Source organism: Bordetella genomosp. 8 (assembly GCF_002119685.1).
GTDB lineage: Bacteria > Pseudomonadota > Gammaproteobacteria > Burkholderiales > Burkholderiaceae_B > Bordetella_C.
Genome location: NZ_CP021108.1, coordinates 4,575,217 through 4,594,756 on the forward strand (window position 1 = coordinate 4,575,217; position 19,540 = coordinate 4,594,756).

The window sequence follows — 19,540 nt, forward strand, 5'->3', positions numbered from 1 at the left end:
GAATACCATGAAGACAGCCGGATTGAAGCGGCTGGTCGGCCTATGGCTGACCGTACTGACACCTGCCCTGGCGCATGCCGCGTGGCCCGAGAAGCCCGTCACCCTCATCGTGCCGGCGGCCCCCGGCGGATCGACGGATATCCTGGCCCGCGAACTGGCGGCCGACCTGTCGCAGGTCTACGGGCAAACCTTCCTGGTGGAAAACCGCTCCGGCGCGGGCGGCAACATCGGCACCGGCATCGTGGCGAAGGCCAAACCGGACGGCTACACGCTGCTGATCGGCGCCATGACCAACCACGTCGTCAATCCCACACTGATTCCGTCGACGCCATTCAAGGGCGTCGACGATTTCACCCCCATCGCCTACCTGGCCAATGTCCTGACGACCGTGGTGGTGAATCCCAGCCTTCCCGTGCACAACATCAAGGAGCTGGTCGCCTACGCCAAGGAACATCCGGGCAAGATCGACTACGCGACCGGCGGCACCGGCAGCACCAACCACATCGGCGTGCTGCTGCTGGAACGGCTGGCGGGCATCAAGATGGCGCACGTGCCTTACCGCAGCGGGGCCCCGGCCATCATGTCGACGGTCAGCGGTGAAACGAAGCTGAACATCAGCGCCGGCACCCAGACCCTGCCCCACGTCAGGGCCGGCCGACTGCGGCTGCTTGCCGTAACGGAAGGCCAACGCTCGGAGCTGTTGCCCGATACGCCCACGGTAGGCGAAACCGTCCCAGGCTACGAGATGACCATCTGGTACGGCGCCTTCGGCCCCAAGGGCACGCCGCCCGACATCGTGGCCAGCCTGAACGCTGCCATGAACAAGACCTTCATGAAGCCGGACATCAAGAAACGCATGCTGGACATGGGCGTGGTACCGGTCGAGATGACGCCCGACCAGTTCGGCGAGGTCCTGCGGCGCGACGATGCGAAGTATTCCAAGCTGATCAAGGAGCTTGGCATTACCGTCGAGTGATCCGGACCGGCGCGGACGCACTTCCGCGCCATCCCCCATATCGTTTAAAGGAGCATGTCAATGTCGATACGTTGGAAAGGGGTCTTCCCCGCCGTTACCACCAAGCTCAAGCCGGACTACACGCTGGACGTCCCCGCGATCGGCGCGGGCCTGGAACGCCTGCTGGAAAACGGCGTCAGCGGCGTGGTGATGATGGGCATGGTGGGCGAGAACGCCCAGCTTTCACCGGACGAAAAGATCACCGTCCTGAAGACCGCCAAGGAAGTGATCAAGGGCCGCGTCCCCATCATCTCCGGCCTGGCGGAAACCAGCACGGAACGTGCGGTTGCCTACGCGCGCGAAGCGGAGCGGATAGGCGTCGACGGGCTGATGGTGTTTCCCGCGTTGACCTACAAATCCGACGCGCGCGAAACGATTGCCTTCTACAAGACCGTCGCCCAGGCGTCCGGGCTGTCGATCCTGCTGTACAACAACCCGCGTGGCTATGGCGTCGACCTGGTGCCCGACGTCATCGCCGAGCTGCTGGCCGAACCCACCATCGAGGCCATCAAGGAAGAATCGTACGACACCACGCGCGTCACCGATCTGGTCTCGCGCTTTGGCGACCGGCTCGCCGTCGTCTGCGGCGTGGACGACCTGATCGTCGAAAGCGTCGCGCTCGGCGCCCAGGCCTGGGTGTCCGGCATGGCCAACGCGCTGCCCAGGCAGTCGGTGGAGCTGCTCAACCTTGCGCTGGAAAACGACTTCGCACGCGCGCGCAAGCTGTATGGCGCGCTGATCCCGCTCTTCCATCTCGATACGGTGGTCAAGCTGGTCCAGCATATCAAGCTGGCGGAGAACATCGTGTCGGGCTCGGCGGAAACCGTGAAACCGCCGCGGCTGAACCTGGAAGGCGCGGAGCGGGAGAAGACCGTCGCCATCGTCAGGAAGACGCTCGCCGATCTGAAGGCGCTGGGTTATTGACCGCGGTCGGACGACGTGGCGCCACGAAGGCGCCGCCAGCCCACCGCGGTCAAGCCTCCTGTGGCACGAACACGTCTCCCGCCATGAGCCGCCTTGCCGAGCGGCTCAGCGAGACGCAGGATACGACCCAGTCTCCACCACGCTTTTCGCACTGCGCGCCGACGCGCAAGGTACCGGAAGGATGGCCGAAGACGATCGGCGCGCCTGGCGCGCCGATCGACACCCTGCTTACGATCGTGCCCGGGACCGCGGCGGCGGCGGCCAATGCGATAGCGCCCGTTCCCGTCATCGCATGATGCAGCTTGTTCATGGACACGATACGGGCGACCAGGTTCACATCCTCACGCCTGACCACCCGGCCGTCCGACGCCACATAGGTGTCCGGCGCGGCGACGAACGCGATCTTCGGCGTCGCGGGACGCAGCAGGCTCACATCATCCCCCGCCTCGGCCAGTCCCATCATGATCGCGGCCTTGCACCTGATTTCTTCGAGACGATCGAGGAGCGCGACATCGCTGTTGACGTCGTCCTGCATTTCGGTGCCGGTCAAGCCCAAGGCCGTTGCGGCGACGAACACCGTGGGATTCCCGGCATTGATGAGGGTTGCTTCGACCCAGCTGCCATCGGACAGGGCCACGGTATCCAACCTGGATCCCGAAGGAAACATGGCGCCGCCCGCGGCATCGCCGGGATCGAGAAACTCCAGCGGGATCTCGGCGGCGGGAAAAGCGACGCCATCCAGATAGAAGGATCCGAGTTCCTGCACTTCACCCTGGTCTATCGGGACATGGGCATGGATACGCTTGCCGATGTTCGCCTGCCAGATACGCACGAGCGCGGTACCCGAGTCCGTGGCGCGCAAGAGCCCGGAATGCAGGGCAAACGGCCCGACGGCCGCGGTCAGGTTGCCGCAGTTTCCGCTCCAGTCTATGACACGTCGATCCACCGACACCTGGCCGAAGAGATAGTCCACATCGCAGTCCGCACGCTGGGACTTCGATATCACCACGACCTTGCTGGTACTCGACGTCGCGCCACCCATGCCGTCGATCTGTTTGCCATAAGGGTCGGGACTTCCCATAATCCGCAAAAGTGTCCGGTCGCGTGCGTCGGGTTCGGCGGGGAGCGCGGAACCCAGGAAGAAGACGCCCTTGCTGGTGCCACCCCGCATATAGACCGCCGGTACTCGAAGTTGCTTCATTTCTCGTTGCCTCTCACAGTGCCCCTGACGGCACGCGTACGTTAACATACTATGGTATTACCATTTACCTAAAATTGGACAGGCGTCCCATCATGGGGTCAGCCGGCAGAACAGGAACCAACCGTGGAACTGAGGCAGTTGCGCCACTTCATTGCGGTGGCCGAAGAAGCGAATTTCACCCGGGCGGCGGACCGCTGCCATATTGTGCAATCCGCGCTATCCACGTCCATCCGGCTATTGGAAGAGGAGCTGAAGGCCAAACTCTTCCTGCGTAACACCCGGCAGGTGAGCCTGACCGCCGCGGGCGCGGCGTTTCTCCAGCGAACCCGCCAGGCGCTGGATATCCTGGACCAGGCGGTGATGGATCTGGCCGACGTCCAGGCCATGCGCAAAGGCAGGCTTTCCATCGGTACGGTGCAAAGCCTGCCTCCCTTCCTCAACCTCCCTGAGCTCCTCGCCCGGTTCTACCGCGACCATCCGGAGATCGAAGTCAAATTGATCCAGGGCGCCGCACCGGACCTGAACGAGAAAATTGCATCAAGGGCATTGGACCTGGCGATCATACCGATCGAGGAACGCGGCGATAAGCTCGCGGCACATGTCGTCGCGTGTGACGACATGGTGCTCGCATGCTCCCGCTCGCACGCACTGGCGTCCAGGAAATCGATAGGATTGAAGCAGTTGACGACCGAGCCCTTCGTCGATTTCGTCGCCGGCCAAGGGACCCGGCGATTGGTAGACCGCGCGTTCGCTGAGGCCGGCCTGGCGCGACGGGTGGCCCTGGAAGTCGCCGACCTCGACACCCTGATCGACTTCATTCGCCAGGGCATGGGTGTGGGTCTGCTGCCGGCGGCGATAGTGGGCAGGCACGGCGGCAGCTTGGCCAGCATTCCACTGAAAGGCAAGGAGCTTTGCTGGGAACTCGTCGTCACCCATATCCGGTCGTCCGGACCGCGGCAGGCCGACGCGCTCGACGTCGCGCCTGCGACCTTCCTGCAGGCGTTGCTGTCCACCACGGCTATCTACGCCGTAGATGAGTGACATCGAAAACTTCAACTTAAAAACCCGGCGGCAAGCTGCGAAAGTTGAGGGAACGGCACGGCGCTCATCCGGGGGGCCCGCATCGGCATACCCGTGCCATTCAACCCAATGAAGGAGCTTGATATGAAGTATCTCCCGCTCGGTAAATCCGGCTTGATGGTGTCCCAATACGTGCTGGGAACGCTGACGTTTTCCGGCACCAATGGCTTCGAAGCATTGGGGGGCATCGGCGTGGCGCAGGCCAGGCGCTTTATCGACATGGCCCTGGACGCCGGCGTCAATGCCTTCGATACCGCCAATCTCTATTCCAAGGGCGACGCCGAGAAAGTGCTCGGGGAAGCGCTGGCCGGCCGCCGGGACCAGGTTCTGGTTTTCAGCAAGGGACGATCCGCGATGACCGATGGCCCGAACGGCGGCGGCGCGTCTCGCGGCCATCTGGTCGGACAGCTGGACGCGACGCTGAAACGCCTGCGAACCGACTACCTGGACCTGTATTTCGTCCATCAATGGGACGGTGTCACGCCCATCGAGGAAACCGTCGAAACGATGTCAGGATTCGTCAAGAGCGGGAAAATCCGCTATTGGGGATTTTCGAACTACAGCGGTTGGGCCATCGCGAAGACGGCCATGGTGGCGCAATCGCCTGGATTCGTGCCGCCGGTTGCGCACCAGATCTACTACACGCCGGAGGCGCGCGAAGCCGAATATGAATTGATCACCGCTGGCAGTGAGTTCGGGATCGCCTCGATGATCTGGAGTCCCCTCGGACAAGGCCTGTTCGGCGGCAAGGCCAGGCGCGACGGCGCCATGCCGGCAGGCACTCGCCAGGCGGCCGAGGGATGGCGTGAACCTTACGTGACGGACTGGGACCGCTACGCCGACGTCCTCGCCGCGATCGAGGCCGTCGCGGCGGAAACCGGACGCTCCGTGCCCCAGGTGACGCTGGCCTGGCTGCGGGAACGCCCCGGCGTCGGCCCCATCGTCATTGGCGCACGCGATGAACGGCAACTCTCGGACAACCTCGCGTCAGATTCCCTGCAGCTTTCCGCCGAGCAGACGGCGCGCATAGAAAAGCCGGGCCGCCCCCGCGCCATCTATCCCTTTTGGCATCGGGCCATGTGGGCCATGGACCGGCCTTCATCCGCCGAGCGCTCTTACCTTGAGGGCTACCGGGACAGCATCGGTCTATGACACTCAGGATGTCGGACGCGCGCCGGTGATGACTCCGGTGCGCCGGCCGTTTGCGCCGTTGCCGCAAGCACCTGGCTGATATATAGTCCTATGGTCATACCATAATACTATATAGGAGACATCATGATCAGGCTCACAGCTATCGGCGTCGCGCTCGCGGTCATTTCCGCCGGCGCGGGCGCGCAGGAGTATCCCACCCACCCCGTGACGATCATCGTCCCGTTCGCCGCCGGCGGAGGCACGGATCAATCCGCCCGGCTCGCGGCGCAATTGCTCACCAAATCCTTGCACCAGACCTTCGTCGTCGAAAACAAGGCGGGGGCCGGCGGCATGATAGGCCTGGGCCAGTTGGCCAGGGCCAAGCCCGATGGCTATACCCTTGGATGGGCTGGCAATAGCCCACTTACCATCGCGCCCTATCTGCAGAAGAGTCCCCCATACGATCCCGCGACGGCGTTCACGCCTGTAAGCCTGGCAGGATTGTCGTCATCGGTCCTGCTCGCGCGCCCAGGGCTGGACGTACGCAACCTCCAGGCCTTCGTCGCGAAGGCGAAAGCGCAACCTGGCTCGATATCGTTCGGCACCAGCGGCATCGGCACATCGACCCACCTGCTCGGGGAACTGCTGAAATCCGAGACGAAGACCGATCTGCTGCACGTCCCCTACAAGAGCGACGCGGAGTGCATCTCGGCCTTGCTGGGCGGTCAGGTCGATGTTGCATGGGTCTCGGCGCAGATCGCCATTCCACAGGTGAGCGGCGGCAAGCTGATCGGCCTGGTGGTGTCGGGCGACGCCCGCGAGCCTGCCATGCCTGGCGTGCCCACCGTGAAAGAGGCAGGCGTGCCGAACATGCAGGTGCCGATCTTCTTTGGCCTGGTCGGCCCGGCCAAGTTATCGCAGGACGTTGTCGACAAACTCGCCGCTGCGATGGCGACCGTGGCGCGCGACGAGGAGTACCGGAACGCGTTGGCGTCGATGGGCCTGCACGCGGCCGCTTCGTCTCCGGCACAGTTTTCCACGCTGCTCGAGAGCCATCGAACCCGCTGGTCGACGCTGATCAGGCAATTGAATATCAGCGGCCAGTAGAAGCCGTTCCCCTGTCACGCGGCGCGTCGGCAGCCGCCGCCTTCCCACCCTGTTGAAATGGAGGTACCCATGGTCAAACATATCAGCTTGATCCACCGTCACCCGGGCGAGTCCGTCGCGGATTTCCGCGCCTATTGGCTCGATGTGCACTCGCAACTGGTCAAGGGCGTCCTGCCCGGACTTCGCAAGTATGTCGCCAACTTTCCTGTCGACGTGTCGCACGCCGAACCGCTCGCCAGCGGTCGGCAACTATCCTGCGACGCGATCGTCGAATTGCACTTCGACAGCCTGGATGCGCTCAAGGCCGCGATCCGCTCGCCGGGTTGGCAGAGCGAAAAGCGCAAGGCCAGCAGCGCCAGGCTGATAGACCTATCCCTGAATCAGTACATGATCGCGGACGAAGTGCCGATAGCCTTGGACGCTTGAAGAATCAAGGTGGCCCGCATCCGGTGCGGGCCATCGCGCGCGGTGCTGGACCGTGTCGTACCAGGGGGACGCCCTGGTTGTCAGCGCGCGGCCTCACTGGCTCAGGTTCAATGCCTTGACCGTCTTTTCATAGCTGGCCCGCTCTTGGCCCAGGAAGGTCTTGACCTTGCCGATATCCGCATCGTCGGGCTTGACGTCCGCGCCGAACTCTTTCATCCGGTTGACGAAGGCCGGATCGTTCATCACCGCCTTGACCGCCGAATTTAACACCTCGCGGTTCTGCGCCGGAATCTCGCGCGGCGCGAATACCCCGAACCAGGCTGAGATATCGAAGCCCGCGACACCCTGCTCCTGCATGGTCGGAATCGACGGAAAGTTCGGCGATCGTTCGAGGCTCAAGGTCGCCAGCGGACGCAGCCGTCCATCCGCGACGGGGCCCTTGCCATCGATACCGGCGATCGTGTACCACTGCACGTCGCCGGCGGCCATCGCGATCAATATGTCTGGCGTACCCTTGTAAGGGATGTGCTGGAACTGGGTACCGGCCTGCAAGTTCACGGTTTCGCTGGCCACATGCGTGACCGAGCCGATGCCAGGCGACGCGAAGTTGTCCTTCTTCGTGGCCTTGCCGGCAACAACCAGGTCATTCAGGCTCTTCCACGGAGAGCCCGACGGCACCACCAGCAGCAGCGGTGTGTGCGCGACGATGCCAATCGGCTCGAGGTCTTCCATCTTGTAGCGAACCGCCTTGTTCACCAGCGGGATGAGCGTAATCGGGCCGGACACCGTAAACAGCAACGTGTATCCCTCAGGATTGGACCTCGCCACGTTTTGCACGCCAAGCGCGCCTCCCGCGCCGGCCAGGTTTTCGACGATCACCGGCTGCCCGAGCTTGTCGCTCATGCCCCGGGCCACCATCCTGCCCAGTGTGTCCGTCGACCCGCCAGGGGGGAATGGAATGATGAAACGAATGGGCTTGTCCGGAAAAGCACCCTGTGCGGCGCCCGCCAGACAGGTGGCCGCCGCGAATGCCGCCAGGGCAGCGAACAGTTTTGGAAATTTCATGCGTGTCTCCCAACAGAATCTTTTAATGGAGGGACCGGGGCCTGTGCAGCCCGCGGCCCCTTATCGCGTCGCGCCGACGGCCCCGCTGCGGACCATCTCTTCGTGGGTCAGCACATGGGACAGCCCATAGAAGTCAAGGATCACCCCAGGCCGCGCGCCATGCGATACCAGGCTTTCCTCGCCGAGCAAGCCCCGGCCCAGGTCCCGCAGCATGGCCTCGTCCCATCCTTCGACCAGCAGGATCCAATCCGACTCGACGGAACCCGCGCCATGCGCGCAGATGCGCTCCTCTTCGGTCATGGGTCTTTCGATGGACCGGTCGCGCGCCAGGAAATGCGCGCCCACCCGGCCCTCGCTGGATGCGAATTCGCTCGATACCGTCTCCAGCAACCAGGCTCTGAGCACCTCTTCCCGCCCCGCCGCGGGCGAGAAACGCACCGTCATGGCCCGTGAACCGGTGCCCAATCCCGTACTGGCCACCACTTCGCAAAGCGTGCGGCTGGCGTAGTCGGCCAGCGGACGGAATTTCTGCGTCCACGGCGTGGGGTTGTTCAGCTTGTCGATATATTCGCCCTGGACCGTAACGGACTTGTCAGCCACCTCGTACAAGGCGAAGGCGGAGGGCGACCCTTCATCCAATGCGTTCAGTCGACGCCCGCGCAGGAAACCCTTGGTGCTCACGCGTTCGAGCAGATGCTCGTAGGAATGGAACCTGCAATGCTCCTCACGGTATTCCGGCGGATAGTTGCTGTAGATCACGACGGCTGTTTTTCCTAGCAATGGCAATTTTCTACTCCTTGGTGATATGCGCTTGGTCCGGTCTATGCACACGTACCCGCTTTGTCGAATAATAATGTAGTATGGTCCAACCATACAAATGAGTTTTGACAGGAGTGGGGAGCGGCATGCAACTGGATCATGTAAGCGCGATCGTGACCGGCGCGGCGGGCGGAATCGGTCGAGCATTGGTGCGCGCATTGCTGGAAAGTGGCGCCAACGTGCTCGCCAACGATATCGACGACGCGCGGCTTCATGGCTTGAGGGATTCGATGGCGAGCGATCATCATGTCCGCCTGAGGCTGCTGCGCGCGGACCTGGCCGACCCGGGTTCGCCGCCGCGCTTGCTGGATGCAGCGGAACAGGCATTCGGCCGAGCCAATACGCTCATCAATAGTTCCGGCCTCGGGCGCGCCATATATACCAGGGATCTGCTGACCGCCCCCCCGCCCGTCTGGGACATCGACTTCTCCGCCTGGCAAAGCATGTTCGACGCCAATACGATGAGCCCCATACGCCTGATCAACGCCGCGGTCCGGCGCTTCCGCGTCTCTGGATGGGGCCGGATCGTCACCATTACCACCAGCCTTGACCATATGCTCGCCCATGGCTCGGGACCATACGGTCCATCGAAAGCTGCCCTGGAGGCATACACGTCGATTCTCGCACGTGAATTGAACGGCTCCGGGGTTACCGCGAACGTCCTGGTGCCCGGTGGCACCGTGGACACACCCATGGTGCCGGACATTCCCAACCTCGCTCGCGAATCGCTGCTTTCGCCCGAAGTCATGGTTTCCCCTCTGCGCTGGTTGCTGTCCAAGGCCGCCGATAACGTCACCTGCAGGCGCATCCGCGCGAATCTGTGGGACACGGGCTTGCCCCCGGAAGTGGCCTACCGGTCGGCATCCGCCCCGGCGGGATGGTGGGATCTGGCGGCGGGGCAGCAGCGGCGCCCCAGCCAGCCGGCCAATCAATAAGGACGTGGTGCGACCGCTTCGCGCTCGCGCACCTTCACCGACATTTCCCCGACTTGGTCGATCGCGATACGGACGGTATCGCCGCTTGCCATTGGTCCCACGCCTTCCGGCGTCCCGGTCGCGATCACGTCGCCCGGGCGCAACGTCAGCACCGAAGAGATCATTTCGATCAACTCAGGGATGCCGACGATCAGATCCGAGGTGTTGGCATCCTGGCGCAGGTCTTCATTGACCCAGAGGCGATTCCGCAGTTTCCCCGGATCGGATATCTCGTCCGCCGTCACCAGGTAGGGGCCGAGGGGCGTAAAGGTATCGAAGGACTTGCGCATCGTGCGTTCTTCTTCGCCCGAACCTTTTTCGATACGCATCGTTCCGTCTATGAGGCAGGCATACCCGAAGACGTAATCGAGCGCGCTGGCCCGCGGGACGTCGCGGGCCGTCCTGCCGATGATGACGGCAAGCTCGGACTCGTGGTCGAAGCGCCTGCTCGAGCCTTTCGGCAGCCAGACCGTACCGCCTGCGCCCACCACGCTGGACGGTGCCTTCAGGAAAAAGCCCTGCTCCCGCGCGCTCCGGCCGCCGGTCGTGACCGAGCGGTCGCCCAGCTCGCCGATGTGCTTACGGTAATTGGCCGGCGCGGCGAAGATGTGCGGCGGCGTTGGGTTGGCGGCGAGCAGCTGCACGTCGGCAAGACGGTGCATGGGTGCGCTGGCCGCGGCCTGCTCAAGCATTGCCTTGCATTCCGTCCAGTTCTCGATGAGCCAGTTGACGCGTTGCCCCGGCAATCGCGCGAGGAAATCCGGCAACGCGCCGGTGACGTTCGCTATGCCGGCATCGGTAACAACGCCCACCTGGAAATCGTTGAAGGAAGCGATCTTCATTTATCAGTTGCCCTTGGAGACGGAAACAGGTTCGTGCGCGACTTCTTCGCGGTAATAGCCGAGCTTTTGCATGACCGGGAAGTCATTGACCTGGAACAGCACCGCATCGCCATTGCCTGCATTGGCGTGCGAGTGCCACGCCCACGGCTTGATCGTCAGGAAATCACCCTGCTGCCAGTCGTACACGACGCCCTCGACGACCGTTCGGCCCGTGCCCGAGACGACGTAATAGAGCTTGCTTCCCGTATGACGGCGCGCGACGCCCTGGAAACCAGCGCGCAGCCGCTGCAGCCGCATGTCCATCGTCCGCATGGCCGGGCCGCCGTTGACGGGATTGCGATATTCCTGGATCAGGTCGTCGGCCGGATCGCTGCCCAGCACGGCGATACGGTCCAGCGATTCGAGCGCCATCGCGCGCGGGTAGACCAATAGCGGATTCTCGCCCGTCCCTGTCGGCTCGACCGCCGGCGGCATCATCAGGGCGTTTCCGAATAGACGTTCGGACCGGTCCGGCACGGGCAGCACCGGTTGCTGTTCCGAAACATGCGCTTCGAAGAAACTGGCATGCAGCATCTGCATCACGGACACGTCGAGGATGTCTAGCCATACCATCGGTTGATCCCCATGGTATTCATGGTCGTGCCAGCACATCGACGGCGTAAGAACCAGGTCGCCCTCGTTCATCACATAGCGCTCGCCATCGACGGTGGTCGTGGCGCCGCCGCCTTTCATGATGAACCGGAAGGCATTCGCGGTATGCCGGTGCGCGGCGGCGATTTCACCGGGCAGGATCACCTGGATCGACGCCCAGAACGTGTGCGTCGTGCCATAAGGCAGCCCGGGATTGGCCAGCCGCAGCGTGCGGCGCTGACCGCCCGAACCTATGTCGAGCTCGGACCCCAGGCGCTGGAGCAAGGGTTGCAGGTCGGCCCATCGCCAATGCACGGTCTGGGTGCTCGACTTCGGCTCGCGGGTGAATACGGGCGGATCGTCCGGCTGGTGCACCCGGCAATTGAATTTCGCCAGCTCGGCCTTGAGGTCCTGGCGCGCCCGCGCGTCCTGCATGCTTGTCTCTTCACTCATTCCATCGCTCCGTCTCCAGGCCTGCCTGTCCAGCACTCCGCAACGCCTGTCGAGTTGATAAACCAAACGACGATAATACATCATATGGTCGTACCTTATTGTTGGTATAATCTCCCATGGCTGCGAAGTACGACATGTGCTACTAGTGGCATTTCCATATTGGAATCGCTTTGGAACCCAGGACGATGAGTAAAGCTATGAAGGCGGCGCGTAGAGCGCCGGCCGTGGCGGAAGAGGCGAGCGGGCCTTCCTTCGCACCGATAAAGACCAAGCGCGCCTTCGAACAGGTCTGCGACCAGATCCGCCGCGAAATCGCCATGGGCAGGCTGAAACCTGGGGATCGCCTTCCGCCGGAACGCGAATTCGGGGAGCAGCTCGGGGTCAGCCGCACCGCCGTCCGTGAAGCCTTGCGCAGCCTGGAAAACGCCGGCTTGGTGTATTGCCAGCAGGGCATGGGCGGTGGCGCATTCATCTGCCAGCGGGACTCAGGCATCGTGACGCAGGCCGTCAGCGATATGGTGATGCTCGGCCAGGTGCCCTGGGACGACGTTACCGAAGCGCGGATCATGTTGACCGAGCAGGCAATCCGCCTGGCGTGCGAGCGGGGAACGGAAGAAGACTTCCTCGCGCTGGAGCAGGATATCGATCACATCGAGGAACTGACCGCGCGCGGCGACTTCAGCCGACGCACCAGCTACATCACGGAGTTCTACCGGCTGCTGGCACTGGCCACTCACAATCTGGTCCTGCTCATGCTGCTGGAGTCGCTGTCCGAGCTCAGCCGCGCGCTGCTGGCCAAGGTCGATCCCGTGCCTAAAAGCGACGTCATCGCCGTCAGGCGCCTGGTGGTCAAGCATATCCGCGCGCGCAATGCCGACGCCGCCGTCACAGCGATGGGTGCGCACCTGCGGCGGCTGGATCAGTATCTGCGCAGCGAATCGAAGAAGGAGTCGCCCCGGCGCACCCGTGCCCGCTCATAGCTATTGGCCCGCCACACCGCGCATCAGTCCGACAGGGTCCTGGGGCACGGTCCCGGACCGCCAGGCGACATGACCGTCCGGCCGCACCAGCACCAGCGGCTCCTGGTAGGCCGCCAGTACGCCTTCGTGCTTCATCTCATGAACGACGAGCGGCACACCGGCCTCCTGCGCCGCCCGGGCCATGGTGGAAGCCTCGTCGCGCCGACTTGCGGCCGCCATCAACACGAATCCCTTGCCGAATAGATCCAGGCTGGAGACGCCTTCCGCAAGCCACACATGCGGCGCCCTGCATCCTGGCCGGGTCGTCGGTCGGTAGTTGACCGCGTCCAGAAATTCCCGTTCCACCTGCTCGGGGGTCTCCGGCTCGTTGTAGACGACGACGGGGGAATCCATATAGCGGTTACCCAGGTGCATGTTCTTGGAGAACCACTCCTTGCGCAGGCCGTCGCCGAGTGCCTTGCCGACGGATGCCCTGGCCTCGTCGCCCGCGGGACCATCCGCGAAGATCATGGCGGTATGCGGCACCTTCTGCATGACCTCCAGATTGCTGGTCGAGAAGCGCGTGATCCGGTGCGCGACGGGTCGGCGCTCGACCTCGTAGGATTCGAGTAGCGATTCGCCGCCCCAGCCTTCCAGGCAGGCGGCCAATTTCCACGAAAGGTCCACCGCATCGCCGATGCCGGTATTCATGCCGAGGCCACCGGTTGGGGAGGTCAGGTGGCAAGCATCGCCGCAGATGAAAACCCGCCCGCGCCGGTAGCTGTCGGCGACCTGTTCGATACGGGTCCACCGCAGGACGCTCAACAATTCCAGATCGAAGGGCTTGCCCACGGCACGGTAGGCGAACTGCTTGAGCTGTTCGTCCGTATAGTCGTGCCGCTCCCTTGCGTTGCCGATGATGGACATACGCCACTGGTCATTGCCGTTGATCGCGACGATGGTCGCCCACACGCCGGCGTCCCCCACGAACATGTAGCGGTAGCCTGGCGCCTTGTCATGCAGGCCGTTGAAGTCCGCGCACCTGAAAATGACGTTGGTCGTATGGGTCAGGACGCCCTTGCCTTGCATGCCTATGCCCAGTTGCTCTCGCACCGTGCTGCGGCCCCCGTCGCAGCCCACCAGGTACTTCGTGCGGTACGCGCTGACCTGGCCTGTCCGCAGATCCTGCACATCGGACGTCACGCCGTCCGCATCCTGCTGGAATGAAAGCAGCCGATGGCCATACCGCAATTCGACACCAGGCTGCGACGCGGCAAAGCGCTGCAGGACCGGGTCGAACATATTCTGCGGGCACCGTTCGCGCTTCTGCGGGCTTTCTGGCGGAGGCCGGTCATCCGCCATGGCGGGCATGGCCTGCCTGCCCAGTTCGTAGCCGTTCAGGGCCGTCAGGTAGACATTGTCCTGAGGGTAACGGCGGTTGTAGGCGCTGGATTCGACATCATTGACGATACCCCAACGCCGGCAGAACTCCATGGTCCGTATACCGACGCCATCCATTTTCGCCTGGACGATCCTGCCGTCCCCCTGCTCCAGGAGCACCGCCCTGCGTCCGCGCCAGCCGAGATCTCCTGCCAACGACAAACCGACCGGCCCACCCCCCACGACGAGAACTTCCGCTTCCATGATGTTCATCCATCCATCCTCACGCCGCATCCGCGCCGACCGCCTGGTTTTTGCGCTGATGCGCGATATGCTGGCCGGCTCGCATGCCGGTAGTCGCCGCCTTGGCCAATCCGCCGAGATAGCCGACGCTGCGGCCACCTTCCAATCCGCCGGTGGACCCACCCGCGGCGTACAGTCCGGGGAACACCGAGCCATCGCCGCGCATGGCACGGCCCCATTCGTCAATTGCGATGCCGCCCATGGTGTAGGTGATGCCCGCGCATACCGGCACTGCATAGAAGGGGCCGGTGTTGATGGCATAAGGGCGGTACGCGTGCGCACTGCGCGGCGGATCGAGCGATTCCAGGCCGCCCGAGCCGATGGCGGCGTTATAGCCTGCCACCGTCTCCATCAACGTCTCCGCCGGCAAGCCGAGCCGCTGGGCGAGTTCGCCCAGCGTGGCTGCCCTGACGATGGTTCCGCCGCACTTCTCCATGTGCGGATTCGGCGGCAGGAACCGGGACGAGCCTGGGCCATCCCACAGGGGCTGGTCGAATATGACCGTCGCCGACAGTGGATCCTCCATGGCCGCGATCCCGTTGGCGATGTACACGCCGCCGCGGCCTTCGTCCAGGAAGCGCTTCCCCTGGCGGTCGACCACGATCGCCGACGTGGCGATATTGTCCATCCAGGGAAGCGGCCACAGCTTGTCGTTGGTCAGCGCGTCCCGGTTCATCACGTGGCCATAGAAGCCGACCAGCTCGGTGAGCTGGGCGCCCGCGGCCCTGGCCATGCGCAGTCCGTCACCATGACCGGACTTTGCGTTACGCTGCAACAGCTTCTCCGGCGCCGGTGAAATTCCTTCGCGCAGGATCGCCGGATCGCACTGGTAACCGCCGTCGGCGATCACGACGGTAGCGGCCCGAACCTCGAAAGCATCGTCGCCCCGGCTGCCCCGCAGGCCGACGCATCGGCCGTTTTCCACCACGAGTTCCGTGGCCCGATGGCCACGCAGGATGGCCCCGCCGAACTTCGCCAATTCGGCGCCAAGCGTGCGCAACAGCACATCGCCGCCTCGCCCTTTCCAATCGGAGCCGACCCGTTGTAGCGAAGGCGGGGAGAGCACGAAATTGTGATGTGCTTCAGCGCCGCCCTTGATGAAGCGGATGCCATGCGACTGCAGCCACCTGACCGCGCGTTTGGTGTCCACGGCCATGGCACGCGCCAACGCCGGGTTCACGCTGCCTTCGGTCGCGCCCAGGATTTTCTGTTCCAGCACGCTCTCGTCGGACAGGATGTCCGTCAGGCAGATATGGAAGGCACCGCCTGTCATGCGCGAGTTGCACAGATAGTCCTCTGCTTCATCGCGCTCCAGCACAATCACCTTCAAGCCGTTTTCCGCCGCCATCAGCGCCGCGGACAAGCCCGCCAGTCCGCCACCCACCACGCATACGTCACTCTCGATCATGTCCACCCGCTTTCCTTTTCTCGCCGATTGATATTCCATCCACGCGCCCGCGCCCGGGTTGCCCAACGCCTATCGAGGCATCAAGGTCTCGGCAACCAACTCGATGAGCTCGACCAGTACGCGCATCACGCAGTACGTAGCCGCCGCGAGTACGGCCGCGATGACGTACACATCCACCATGCCGGTGCGGTAGGCCACCCATGAGCCTATGAGTAGTACGCCCAATGTCGCCAGCACCACCACGGCATTCTTCTTTCGTATCAACACCCGTATCAGCGGAAACGGGGCCTGGGACTCTGTCGTTGCCGTATCGTCGTACACGGTGCCTCCCTATCGATTGACTGTTGCTTCCCGGCGAGACCTCGCCGTCCACGGACACTGCCGAGCGCCTATTCGTGCACCTCGCGCGGAAAGGCGCGCACGATCCAGCCGGTGTCCCGCGCCCCCGGCAGCGCCTCCAGGCGCCCGGTATAGGCCTCGACGTCGAATTCCGGATAGACCGGTGTGCAAAGCCTGCGCAGCTTCTGCCATACTTCGTCCGAGGTGATCGGTTTGCGCGGCGACCCCTTCGGCGCCTGGTTCTCCCTCTGCACGAGCAGCCTGCCATCGGCGTCGAAGAGATCGACCCTGGATTGGTGATAATGGCTGTACTCCGGCGCCTCGCACAGTTCTATTCCCGTCATCAGTCCGCTGACGCCGCCCGTCAGGAAGCGCTGGTATTCGTCGCTGTGGACAGGCTGGATGATGTCCTCACCCAGCAACGCCAGCGCAAGACAGTACTGGCTGTGGAATCGTGCTTCGTTGGCGGTGGCGGGCGGCCTGGATTTGGACACTGCCGGAATGATGTAGGAAGGCATATGCACCCGTATCCGGGCGACCTGGTCGACGGGCAGGCCCTCCTGTCGCAAGGCGACGAGCGAGTCGATCGCGGAATGCATGTAGCCGCAGCATGCGTGCAGCTTGCGCCGGGCCGACTCCAGATACCATATATCCCTGCGGGTAAGCGGCTCCGTATCGTAGGAACGAGCGACAGTCCGCAGGTAGCCCATGGGCCCCTCCAGGATCCGCACCGGCCCGGTGATGCCATGCAGCGCCTGCATGGCGCCGACGATGCCGGCCGCCGCCGGCATGGAGCCGAACAACAGGGGCTTGGCGCTGCCGCCATCGCCGAAGATCACTTCCGCCGGACACCAGCCGGCCTGGGCCAGCGCATTCGCCATGGCATGCAGGGTATGCTCGGCATCCAGTCCAAGCAGCTTCGCGCAGGCCGCGGCCGCACCCGCCGAGCCTGCCGGTCCCACCGAAACCATGCCGACCTCGGTGTAGGGTTTCATCGTGGGATAGAACGCTGAATAGATGCGGGACGTGACCTCGATGCCGGCGACCAGCGCCGCGATCAGCTCACGTCCCGTGGCGCTCACGGCCTCGGCCATCGCGAGGGCCGCGGCCACATTGCCTATGCCCGAATGGCCGCACGTCAGGTCGTTGAGCTCGTGGATATCTCCCATGTAGGCATTGACGCGCGCCGCTCCCTCGGGCGGCAGATCCACCGCGCTGCCGACAACCCCGACGTCTCCAACCCCGCGACGCTGCCGCTCAGAGCGCATCAGCGCCCGGATTTCCGGCGCGCGCGCCCCGCTCACCATGCAAGCGACCGTATCGGCGACGGTCAGGATGGCTTGTCCGGTCACGGACGGCGGTATCCGCGCGTAATCGATGCAGTGAGCGTAATCCGCCAGTTCCTCAAGCAAGGCGCGGTCCATTCCAAGTCTCCTATTCGTTGTAGGACATATGGTCATACCTTTCAAAGAAATTAGCAAGGTTTATGCAGAATCGGGAATTCCCTAGGAGCGGCGGCCTATCGGTATAATGGTATGATGTTATACCTTTATTCGAGGATTCCCGTGAGAGGAGCCCCGACGGTCAAAAGGAGACAAAATGAAATTCGGACAATTACTGAAGTCCCTCTCGTTGGGCATGGCGATGATCTCGCCCACCTTCGCTTCCGTGGCCATGGCCGCGTTCCCGGACAAGCCCATAAAAATCGTCCTGCCCTTCCCGCCGGGTGGCTCCACTGACATCGTCGGCCGCGCGCTTGCCAAACAGATGAGTGAGCGGCTGCATCAGTCGGTCATCGTGGAGAACATGCCCGGGGCGGCGGGAACGATAGGCGTGCAGAACGTCGTCCGTTCGCCACCCGAAGGCTACACACTGGTCTTCACGATTTCCGGGCCCATCACGCTGCTGCCGCAGGTCAACAAGAATGTCCGGTACACGATGAATGATCTCCAGCCGGTGGGCATCGTCCTGAAATCGCCACTCCTGCTCGTCGTGCCTGCCGCTTCGCCGTTCAAGTCCCTGGGCGACCTGCTGGCGGCCGGCAAGGGCGGACAGAAGACGGTGCCCGCTTTCGGCTCGTCAGGCGTCGGGGCGATTTCGCATGTTGCCGGCGAGATGGTGAATATCAAGGCGGGCACCCGGTTCCTGAACATCCCGTACAAGGGAACGACCGAGACCCTGCAAGCCTTGTATTCCGGCGATGTGCAATGGGCGCTTATCACCGGCGTCGACGGCAAGGGACCCATCGCCGATGGGCGGCTGCGCCCGCTGGCATCCCTGAGCCAGGCTCGCTCGCCGACCTACCCCGCCATTCCGACCATGCAGGAACAAGGCGTGCCAGGCATGAATATCGATACCTGGTACGGTCTTTTCGCGCCCCGGAATATCCCACCCGCGAATCTGGAACTGCTCAACCGCACACTGATCGCCATTGGCAAGGATCCCACGTTCGCCGCGGCTGCCGCGAATCTTGGCGGCGATGTACCGACCGAGGACCCATCGCCCAGTGCGATCGGATCCATGCTTGCCAGGGAATATGCGGAGTATGGCGCCACCATCAGATCGCTCAACCTGACGCTGGAGTGATGGCACGCGCAACATCCAGCAGCGCGTGCAGCGCCGGGTTCGAGTCGTTCTCGCGCCAGGCGAGCGATACCTCCTGGTCGAGATACGGCGTCTGGTCGGAGATCGGCACGTAGCTGACCTTGGGGTGGATCAGCGACGTCAGGTTGCCCGATACCAGCGCGACCGACAGCCCCGCCGCGATCAGGCAGATGACGCTGGCGACCTGCGAACACTCCTGTTCGATGCTCGGATAGAAACCCGCCGCGCCGCAGACCGCGATCAGCTGCGCGTGCGCGGCGGGCACTTTCTCGCGGGAGAACGAGACGAAGGACTCGCCCGCCAACTGCCGCAGGGCGATGCGCTTGCGGCGGGCCAAGGGGTGGCTGGCCGATAGCGCGACCACCAGCCTGTCGCGTTGGTAGGCCCGGGTCCGTATCTGCGGCGCGGCGACCGGCAGCGGCGTGCGCAGCATGCCGACATCCAGGGCGCGTCCCTGGATCTGCTCCAGTTGGTCCTTGGTCGTCATCTCCACGACGCGCAACAGCACCTGCGGAAACTCCTGCCGGAACCGGTTGATCAGTTCCGGCATGAAGCCGTAGCCCACGCTGCCGATGAAGCCTATGCTCAATTGTCCGGTTTCCCCGCTGCTGGCGCCGCGGGTGCGCTGTATCGCCACCTCTTCGTAGCGCAGCCATTGATAGGCTTCTTCCAGGAACACGGTCCCGGCCGGCGTCAGGGCCACCGAGCGCTTGTTGCGGACGAACAGCGGCGTGCCGAGGTGGGCTTCCAGCTTCTGTATCGCCTGGCTCAGCGGCGACTGCGCGATGCCGGCGCGCAGCGCGGCACGCCCGTAGTGCAGCTCCTCCGCGACCGCGATGAATTGCCGCAGCACCCGGCTGTTGATCATTAAGATAGATCC

The 19,540-nt window shown here is 63.7% G+C and carries 19 protein-coding genes; 9 read left to right on the forward strand and 10 right to left on the reverse strand.

Going from position 1 to position 19,540, the window contains the following annotated elements; genetic code table 11:
- The first annotated feature begins 7 nt into the window (after positions 1 to 7).
- Together CAL12_RS20745 and CAL12_RS20750 are read left to right on the forward strand one after the other, a co-directional pair.
- Complete coding sequence (locus CAL12_RS20745) at positions 8 to 976, forward strand: Bug family tripartite tricarboxylate transporter substrate binding protein (RefSeq protein WP_086066345.1); 969 nt, start codon at positions 8 to 10, stop codon at positions 974 to 976.
- A gap of 60 nt (positions 977 to 1,036) precedes the next feature.
- Positions 1,037 to 1,939 (forward strand): dihydrodipicolinate synthase family protein, encoded by a 903-nt coding sequence (locus CAL12_RS20750; RefSeq protein ID WP_086066346.1) that lies wholly within the window; start codon positions 1,037 to 1,039, stop codon positions 1,937 to 1,939.
- Between the two features lie 49 nt (positions 1,940 to 1,988).
- On the opposite strand, the gene prpF is transcribed toward CAL12_RS20750, so the two are convergent.
- On the reverse strand, positions 1,989 to 3,140 hold the full coding sequence (prpF, locus tag CAL12_RS20755; protein ID WP_086066347.1) for a 2-methylaconitate cis-trans isomerase PrpF: 1,152 nt from the start codon (positions 3,138 to 3,140) through the stop codon (positions 1,989 to 1,991).
- Between the two features lie 123 nt (positions 3,141 to 3,263).
- Here prpF and CAL12_RS20760 point away from each other — a divergent pair, with 123 nt between their 5' ends.
- The 4 genes from CAL12_RS20760 (at position 3,264) to CAL12_RS20775 (ending at position 6,884) form a co-directional block, all read left to right on the forward strand.
- Positions 3,264 to 4,181, forward strand: a complete 918-nt coding sequence (locus CAL12_RS20760) for a LysR family transcriptional regulator (RefSeq protein WP_086066348.1) — start codon at positions 3,264 to 3,266, stop codon at positions 4,179 to 4,181.
- Between the two features lie 123 nt (positions 4,182 to 4,304).
- On the forward strand, positions 4,305 to 5,372 hold the full coding sequence (locus CAL12_RS20765; RefSeq protein WP_086066349.1) for an aldo/keto reductase: 1,068 nt from the start codon (positions 4,305 to 4,307) through the stop codon (positions 5,370 to 5,372).
- A 123-nt stretch (positions 5,373 to 5,495) separates the two neighbouring features.
- Positions 5,496 to 6,458: a Bug family tripartite tricarboxylate transporter substrate binding protein gene (locus CAL12_RS20770; RefSeq protein WP_086066350.1), complete on the forward strand. Its 963-nt coding sequence runs from the start codon at positions 5,496 to 5,498 to the stop codon at positions 6,456 to 6,458.
- Positions 6,459 to 6,527: 69 nt separating this feature from the next.
- On the forward strand, positions 6,528 to 6,884 hold the full coding sequence (locus CAL12_RS20775) for an EthD domain-containing protein (protein ID WP_157793058.1): 357 nt from the start codon (positions 6,528 to 6,530) through the stop codon (positions 6,882 to 6,884).
- A 93-nt stretch (positions 6,885 to 6,977) separates the two neighbouring features.
- Here CAL12_RS20775 and CAL12_RS20780 read toward each other — a convergent pair whose 3' ends face one another.
- Complete coding sequence (locus tag CAL12_RS20780) at positions 6,978 to 7,949, reverse strand: Bug family tripartite tricarboxylate transporter substrate binding protein (RefSeq protein ID WP_086066352.1); 972 nt, start codon at positions 7,947 to 7,949, stop codon at positions 6,978 to 6,980.
- Positions 7,950 to 8,009: 60 nt separating this feature from the next.
- Positions 8,010 to 8,708 (reverse strand): hypothetical protein, encoded by a 699-nt coding sequence (locus CAL12_RS20785; RefSeq protein ID WP_086066353.1) that lies wholly within the window; start codon positions 8,706 to 8,708, stop codon positions 8,010 to 8,012.
- Positions 8,709 to 8,842: 134 nt separating this feature from the next.
- Here CAL12_RS20785 and CAL12_RS20790 point away from each other — a divergent pair, with 134 nt between their 5' ends.
- Positions 8,843 to 9,703, forward strand: coding sequence for an SDR family NAD(P)-dependent oxidoreductase (locus tag CAL12_RS20790; protein WP_157793059.1), 861 nt, complete (start codon positions 8,843 to 8,845; stop codon positions 9,701 to 9,703).
- On the opposite strand, the gene CAL12_RS20795 is transcribed toward CAL12_RS20790, so the two are convergent.
- Positions 9,697 to 10,584 (reverse strand): fumarylacetoacetate hydrolase family protein, encoded by an 888-nt coding sequence (locus CAL12_RS20795; protein ID WP_086066355.1) that lies wholly within the window; start codon positions 10,582 to 10,584, stop codon positions 9,697 to 9,699. The two genes, CAL12_RS20790 and CAL12_RS20795, sit on opposite strands and share 7 nt — an antisense overlap.
- A 3-nt stretch (positions 10,585 to 10,587) precedes the next feature.
- Positions 10,588 to 11,667, reverse strand: coding sequence for a cupin domain-containing protein (locus tag CAL12_RS20800; RefSeq protein ID WP_086066356.1), 1,080 nt, complete (start codon positions 11,665 to 11,667; stop codon positions 10,588 to 10,590).
- 185 nt (positions 11,668 to 11,852) lie between these two features.
- On the opposite strand from CAL12_RS20800, the gene CAL12_RS20805 reads away from it, so the two are divergent.
- A complete protein-coding gene (locus CAL12_RS20805; RefSeq protein WP_086066357.1) occupies positions 11,853 to 12,647 on the forward strand; it encodes a FadR/GntR family transcriptional regulator in 795 nt (264 codons plus the stop codon).
- Here CAL12_RS20805 and CAL12_RS20810 read toward each other — a convergent pair whose 3' ends face one another.
- From CAL12_RS20810 to CAL12_RS20825, 4 genes are all read right to left on the reverse strand, one after another.
- Positions 12,648 to 14,279, reverse strand: a complete 1,632-nt coding sequence (locus CAL12_RS20810) for an FAD-dependent monooxygenase (protein WP_157793060.1) — start codon at positions 14,277 to 14,279, stop codon at positions 12,648 to 12,650. It lies immediately after the preceding gene.
- Positions 14,280 to 14,289: 10 nt separating this feature from the next.
- Positions 14,290 to 15,717 carry an FAD-dependent oxidoreductase gene (locus tag CAL12_RS20815; protein WP_232464582.1) on the reverse strand — a complete coding sequence of 476 codons (1,428 nt, stop codon included), beginning with the start codon at positions 15,715 to 15,717 and terminating at the stop codon, positions 14,290 to 14,292.
- A gap of 69 nt (positions 15,718 to 15,786) precedes the next feature.
- Positions 15,787 to 15,984, reverse strand: a complete 198-nt coding sequence (locus CAL12_RS20820; RefSeq protein WP_157793061.1) for a hypothetical protein — start codon at positions 15,982 to 15,984, stop codon at positions 15,787 to 15,789.
- 122 nt (positions 15,985 to 16,106) lie between these two features.
- Positions 16,107 to 17,480, reverse strand: coding sequence for an MmgE/PrpD family protein (locus CAL12_RS20825; RefSeq protein WP_157793062.1), 1,374 nt, complete (start codon positions 17,478 to 17,480; stop codon positions 16,107 to 16,109).
- Between the two features lie 175 nt (positions 17,481 to 17,655).
- On the opposite strand from CAL12_RS20825, the gene CAL12_RS20830 reads away from it, so the two are divergent.
- Entirely contained in the window at positions 17,656 to 18,642 is a 987-nt protein-coding gene (locus CAL12_RS20830) for a Bug family tripartite tricarboxylate transporter substrate binding protein (RefSeq protein ID WP_086066362.1), read from the forward strand.
- On the opposite strand, the gene CAL12_RS20835 is transcribed toward CAL12_RS20830, so the two are convergent.
- Complete coding sequence (locus CAL12_RS20835; protein WP_086066363.1) at positions 18,623 to 19,528, reverse strand: LysR family transcriptional regulator; 906 nt, start codon at positions 19,526 to 19,528, stop codon at positions 18,623 to 18,625. The genes CAL12_RS20830 and CAL12_RS20835 overlap by 20 nt on opposite strands.
- Positions 19,529 to 19,540 lie beyond the last annotated feature (12 nt).

Coding starts and splice junctions, on each gene's coding strand:
- CAL12_RS20815 (WP_232464582.1), bottom strand. CDS start 15,717: ATGATCGAGAGTGACGTATGCGTGGTGGGTGGCGGACTGGCGGGCTTG.
- CAL12_RS20830 (WP_086066362.1), top strand. CDS start 17,656: ATGAAATTCGGACAATTACTGAAGTCCCTCTCGTTGGGCATGGCGATG.
- CAL12_RS20745 (WP_086066345.1), top strand. CDS start 8: ATGAAGACAGCCGGATTGAAGCGGCTGGTCGGCCTATGGCTGACCGTA.
- CAL12_RS20795 (WP_086066355.1), bottom strand. CDS start 10,584: ATGAAGATCGCTTCCTTCAACGATTTCCAGGTGGGCGTTGTTACCGAT.
- CAL12_RS20780 (WP_086066352.1), bottom strand. CDS start 7,949: ATGAAATTTCCAAAACTGTTCGCTGCCCTGGCGGCATTCGCGGCGGCC.
- CAL12_RS20810 (WP_157793060.1), bottom strand. CDS start 14,279: ATGAACATCATGGAAGCGGAAGTTCTCGTCGTGGGGGGTGGGCCGGTC.
- prpF (WP_086066347.1), bottom strand. CDS start 3,140: ATGAAGCAACTTCGAGTACCGGCGGTCTATATGCGGGGTGGCACCAGC.
- CAL12_RS20765 (WP_086066349.1), top strand. CDS start 4,305: ATGAAGTATCTCCCGCTCGGTAAATCCGGCTTGATGGTGTCCCAATAC.
- CAL12_RS20750 (WP_086066346.1), top strand. CDS start 1,037: ATGTCGATACGTTGGAAAGGGGTCTTCCCCGCCGTTACCACCAAGCTC.
- CAL12_RS20800 (WP_086066356.1), bottom strand. CDS start 11,667: ATGAGTGAAGAGACAAGCATGCAGGACGCGCGGGCGCGCCAGGACCTC.
- CAL12_RS20770 (WP_086066350.1), top strand. CDS start 5,496: ATGATCAGGCTCACAGCTATCGGCGTCGCGCTCGCGGTCATTTCCGCC.
- CAL12_RS20825 (WP_157793062.1), bottom strand. CDS start 17,480: ATGGACCGCGCCTTGCTTGAGGAACTGGCGGATTACGCTCACTGCATC.
- CAL12_RS20835 (WP_086066363.1), bottom strand. CDS start 19,528: ATGATCAACAGCCGGGTGCTGCGGCAATTCATCGCGGTCGCGGAGGAG.
- CAL12_RS20775 (WP_157793058.1), top strand. CDS start 6,528: ATGGTCAAACATATCAGCTTGATCCACCGTCACCCGGGCGAGTCCGTC.
- CAL12_RS20805 (WP_086066357.1), top strand. CDS start 11,853: ATGAGTAAAGCTATGAAGGCGGCGCGTAGAGCGCCGGCCGTGGCGGAA.